Below are 4,860 nucleotides of genomic sequence, written 5' to 3'. Positions count from 1 at the left end.
GTCCGGTCCGACCGGGCCGCGCGGCAAGGAGATATATTGCCAGACCGCGAAGCCCTGTGGGTCGTCAATTCCACTCTTCACAAGTCCTACACAACATATCGCTTTCTATAGCTAATAGAAAGACTGGTGCGGATCTTCCGCACGTATCAGATGATGACCCTTTGGTTTAGAAATATATAGAGATCGGTCACCTGTAAGTGTCTATCTACCCGCGCTTTTAGCAATGTAAACCGCGCTTCAGATAAAAAGAGGGAGCGCCACGCACAACGCGACACTCCCCTAGCGATTCAAGAGAATCTATTAGGCCTCGAGAGCCTTCTTGGCAATGGCAGCCAGCTCGTTGAAGGACTCGATGTCCTCGTAAGCCATCTGAGCCAGGACCTTGCGGTCGAGCTCGATGCCGGCAACCTTCAGGCCGTGCATGAACTGAGAGTAAGAGATGTCGTTCAGGCGAGCAGCAGCGTTGATACGGGTGATCCAGAGAGAACGGATCTCGCGCTTCTTGTTGCGGCGATCACGATACTGATACTGCAGGGAGTGCTGGACCTGCTCTTTAGCATGCTTGTAAGTACGCGAAGCGGCACCGTAGTAACCCTTCGCACGGTGCATAACGGTACGGCGCTTCTTCTTGGCGGCAACAGCGCGCTTAATACGTGCCATGTTCTATCAACTCCTAGACGGTAAAACGAAAAACGGGAACGCGAACTTAGGCGAGACGCGACTTGATGACCTTGCGGTCGGCAGCGGCGATCTCGGTCTCCTGACGGAAGCCACGCTTACGCTTGGTGGACTTCTTGCTCAGGATGTGGCTCTTGAAAGCCTTGGCGCGCATAAGCTTGCCGGTACCAGTCTTGCGGAAACGCTTCTTGGTGCCGCTGTGGGACTTCATCTTAGGCATGAAATACTCCTTAATCGGTTACAGAACACTAGTTACTTGCTATCGCTTGCCGCTTTATCCTCATCGAAGGCGCCCTTAATCGGGGCGAGCAGCATAAGCATGTTACGGCCTTCCATCTTAGGCTTGGACTCGACCGTAGCGTAAGGCTTGAGATCCTCGGCGAGACGCTCGAGAACGTTAAGGCCCTGCTCCGGGTGAGCCATCTCACGGCCGCGGAACATGATGGTGATCTTAACGCGTGCGCCCTTCTTGAGGAAACGCAGAACGTGGCCCTTCTTGGTCTCGTAGTCGCCAACGTCGATCTTGGGTCGGAACTTCATTTCCTTGACCTCGACCTTGGACTGGTTCTTACGAGCAGCCTTGGCCTTCATGGCCTGCTGGTACTTGAACTTACCGTAGTCCATGACCTTGCAGACCGGCGGCTCCGCGTTGGGAGCGATCTCGACCAGGTCGAGACCCTGATCGTCGGCGACGCGCTGGGCATCGCGGATGGCGAACAGGCCGAGCTGAGAGCCATCGACGCCAATCAAACGACACGAAGATGCAGTGATCTCGTCGTTGATGCGGGTGTCATCAGACTTAGCTATTTTCCCTACCTCCATTCATAAAAAAATAACCCGGCGCTTCTCAGCAACCAGGTCGTACACATAGACTTCCTCGATTTGAGGAAGGGAATCTAAGTTGTATGACCAGTCAGCTGCTCATTGGCGCCAAAAGGTGGGAACCCTCAGGTTCCTCTTTAGGGCATTGCGGGAACAACGCCTTGCGAATAATAACACGTACAGCGCGTTATCACATTACGTACACGAAAAAGGGACCTTGACCCCCTTGAACGCTCGCTTGCATGTATGGTGCTCGAGGCGAGACTCGAAGGGCCTTCGCTTCGCGAAGCCCCGGGCTTCGGGCGCGTGGCGCCCTCGCCACGCTCCGCTACAAACAGGCCACAGGCCTGTTTGCTTAACGCTTCGCGCGCTCACGCGAGTTCGGCACGAAAAAAGGGGGCCGCAACCCCCTTGAACGCTCACTTGCATGTATGGTGCCCGAGGCGAGACTCGAACTCGCACGTTGTTGCCAACGGTGGATTTTGAGTCCACTGCGTCTGCCAATTCCGCCACTCGGGCACGCAATGCGTGAGTTAGTTTATCACAGCTTTCTACCGATTAGTCCGAAAATGGAACTTCGAGCATTTCGATGAGTTCGACCGTGCGGAGCATCTCGCGCCGACGGCATCCGCGACCGTCGACCGAAGCCTCACCCATCTGGTTATCGTAAGGGTCCTCGCGCATGCCGTCGAAAGAGGGCTCAAACTCTGCCTGGAATCGATTGTTGGCCACCATACGCCACGGGTCGAGATTGCCAAAGTAGTGACGGCGGCGCCACTCCTCCCCCATCCTGCGAGCAGAAGATCCAAATGACACGTCGGCGTTGAGCCATCCGGTCTGCGGCGTATAGAACTCTGCCCAGTCGTGCGACCCCACCGAATCGGGCGCAACATACAGGCCGCTCTGCCAACGGGCAGGCACGCCCGCGATACGGCACATGGTGATAAACGTGAGCGCCATAACGCCGCAATCGCCGCGGAGCGAATGCGCGCAGTCATCGGCAATAGATCCCAAAAGCAAGTACGGCGGCTGATAGCGATAGTCGATGTACTGCGTCAGGTAATCATAGATAGCACGGGCGCGATCGAGCGGATCCTCGAGCCCGTCAATGACACGGGCTGTCAGCTGCTGTAGATACGGCGTGAATGCAATGTGCGGACGGTCCTCGGAGGTGTCCACGGGCAGTGGCGTGTCCATGCAAGGATGCACCGGAAGCGCACCCCCATAGACATCACGATAAGCGGCATCAATTTGATAGCGATAGGTCACCGAGAATGAGCGCTCACTCGAAGAAGACCACGAGGCGGCACGCGCCGAAGCATTCGCGGGGGCAACAGCACCCTCCGGCGTCATATCGAGAACCTCGATATGAGACTGTTGACGACAGGCGGCGGCAACGGGTAGCCACGCGCGAACGGTCTCCCCTTCCAGAGCGCCGGGGACAGACACGGACGCTTTAAGCGTAATGACGCGAGCCAATCCGTTTTGTGACTCCATCTCCTTGAGCATCTCGTTGCGCAGTGCTATTCCGTCCGTAGAATCGGGCCGCATGCCGGGAACCTCTTTGGGATATACGCGAAGCGAATCGAGGAAGTTGTCGAGAACGAACAGTTCGCCATCGATAAAGCGCCAGTCAATACGCTTACGATTAATCAGGTCATCAAACTGCTCTTCGGTAAACTCTGGCCACTCCTCGCGAATCATCGCAATAGCCTGGTCGCGCGACACCGAAAAATGAAGCGGCGTCTCGAGCATGCGATACCGCTCGGCACGAACACAAGCAGCCAGCGAAGGCTCGGAGTTCTGCTCCAAAAGGCGATCGCAGGCAGCAACAGCCTGCGTCAAATACCCGGCATCCATAAGACGAAGAATCTCGGGCGGCAGTCCAACATCGAGATGACGAAAGTCATCACAGCAAACATCAGCAGAGCAACCAACTGGACCCTCGTCAATAACCTTCCCATCCGAAGGCAGCACATTAATAACAGCCATACCAAAACTCCAAGTCACTAGAACGCTTGAAGCCCATTGTAGCGAGATAAAAAGAAAGCCCCAACAAGGGAGCCATCAACACCGCTGAACGGTAACCATATAACTAAAATCAGACCAGTAACCCTGTAGCAAGTTAACAAAGGAGGCCCCGTTTCCCCGGAGCTGATTCCGTCGCGCGACTTCTGGCAAAGCCAGTAGCCATCTTAATTCAGACTCGTAACCCTGCGGCGTTAAACGAAGGAAGCCCCGTCCCCCGGAGCTGTTTTCTTGGCGCGACTTCTGGCAAAGCCAGGTGAGCGCAAAGGAAACAGTGTAGGGGGACGGGGCTTCCGGCGGGAAGTTTAGCGACGCTTACGCCTTGTTGACGGAGCCAAACTCCTCCATGAGCTCCTTGGTGCGGGCAACGATGTTGTCGCGACCAGGCTTGAGGAGCTTGCGGGGGTCAAAGCCCTTGCCCTGCTGATCCTTGCCAGCCTCGATGTACTCGCGGACGCCCTTGGCGAAGACGAGCTGCAGGTCGGTGTTGACGTTGATCTTGGAGATGCCCAGGGAGATGGCCTTCTTGATCTGATCCTCGGGGATGCCGGTGCCACCGTGCAGAACGAGGGGCAGGTCACCGGTCTGGGCCTTAATCTCGCCCAGACGCTCGAAGGAAAGACCAGCCCAGTCGGAGGGGTACACGCCGTGGATGTTGCCGATGCCGCAGGCGAGGAAGTCGACACCCAGGTCAGCGATCTGCTTGCACTCAGCAGGATCAGCGAGCTCGCCGCTGGAGGTCACGCCGTCCTCGGTGCCGCCGATGCCGCCGACCTCGGCCTCGATGGACATGCCCTTGGAGTGGGCAAGCTCAACGAGCTCCTTGGTGCGGTCGAGGTTAAGCTGGAAGGTCTCCTCGTGAGAGCCGTCATACATGATGGACGTGAAGCCGGCCTCGATGCACTTGAAGCAGTCCTCGTAAGAACCGTGATCGAGGTGAAGGGCGACGGGAACGGTAACGCCCGTGGCCTCGACGGCAGCCTTGACCATGTCGGCGCAGACCTTGAAACCGCCCATCCACTTAGCGGCACCAGCGGTGCACTGAAGGATCAGCGGAGACTTGGCCTCCTCGGCGGCCTGGAGAATAGCCAGGGTCCACTCGAGGTTGTTGGTGTTGAAGGCACCAAGACCGTACTTGCCGGCCTCGGCCTTCTTGAGCATGTCTGCTGCGTTGACGAGCATAAAAGAAACCTCCTGTAAGGTTGCTCCGATAACGCCTGAGATTTTACCACGGCGCACCCGAGCATAAACGTTCGTTTGTTCACGAATATCGTCCAAACAGACTTTCCTTGATTATCGACTTTATCCGAACACCTCCCACATTCATCCGCA

5 protein-coding genes and 1 tRNA gene are annotated in these 4,860 nt (G+C 56.6%); all 6 read right to left on the bottom strand.

Going from position 1 to position 4,860, the window contains the following annotated elements; genetic code table 11:
* Nucleotides 1-300: 300 nt before the first annotated feature.
* Complete coding sequence (rplT, locus tag DW171_RS09895) at nucleotides 301-660, bottom strand: 50S ribosomal protein L20 (RefSeq protein WP_022094123.1); 360 nt, start codon at nucleotides 658-660, stop codon at nucleotides 301-303.
* Nucleotides 661-706: 46 nt separating this feature from the next.
* Nucleotides 707-898: a 50S ribosomal protein L35 gene (gene rpmI / locus DW171_RS09890; protein WP_006234422.1), complete on the bottom strand. Its 192-nt coding sequence runs from the start codon at nucleotides 896-898 to the stop codon at nucleotides 707-709.
* A gap of 32 nt (nucleotides 899-930) precedes the next feature.
* Nucleotides 931-1,500, bottom strand: coding sequence for a translation initiation factor IF-3 (infC, locus tag DW171_RS09885; RefSeq protein ID WP_089573296.1), 570 nt, complete (start codon nucleotides 1,498-1,500; stop codon nucleotides 931-933).
* A gap of 432 nt (nucleotides 1,501-1,932) precedes the next feature.
* Nucleotides 1,933-2,019 (bottom strand) — tRNA-Leu (locus tag DW171_RS09880).
* A 39-nt stretch (nucleotides 2,020-2,058) separates the two neighbouring features.
* A complete protein-coding gene (locus DW171_RS09875) occupies nucleotides 2,059-3,492 on the bottom strand; it encodes a transglutaminase-like domain-containing protein (RefSeq protein WP_118271092.1) in 1,434 nt (477 codons plus the stop codon).
* Between the two features lie 351 nt (nucleotides 3,493-3,843).
* Nucleotides 3,844-4,710 (bottom strand): class II fructose-1,6-bisphosphate aldolase, encoded by an 867-nt coding sequence (fba, locus tag DW171_RS09870; RefSeq protein WP_117862441.1) that lies wholly within the window; start codon nucleotides 4,708-4,710, stop codon nucleotides 3,844-3,846.
* Between the last annotated feature and the right edge of the window lie 150 nt (nucleotides 4,711-4,860).

The organism is Collinsella sp. AM15-2 (assembly GCF_003471985.1).
Lineage (GTDB): Bacteria > Actinomycetota > Coriobacteriia > Coriobacteriales > Coriobacteriaceae > Collinsella.
Note: the sequence above shows the minus strand (reverse complement) of the source record. Positions and strands in the feature narration are given on the sequence as shown.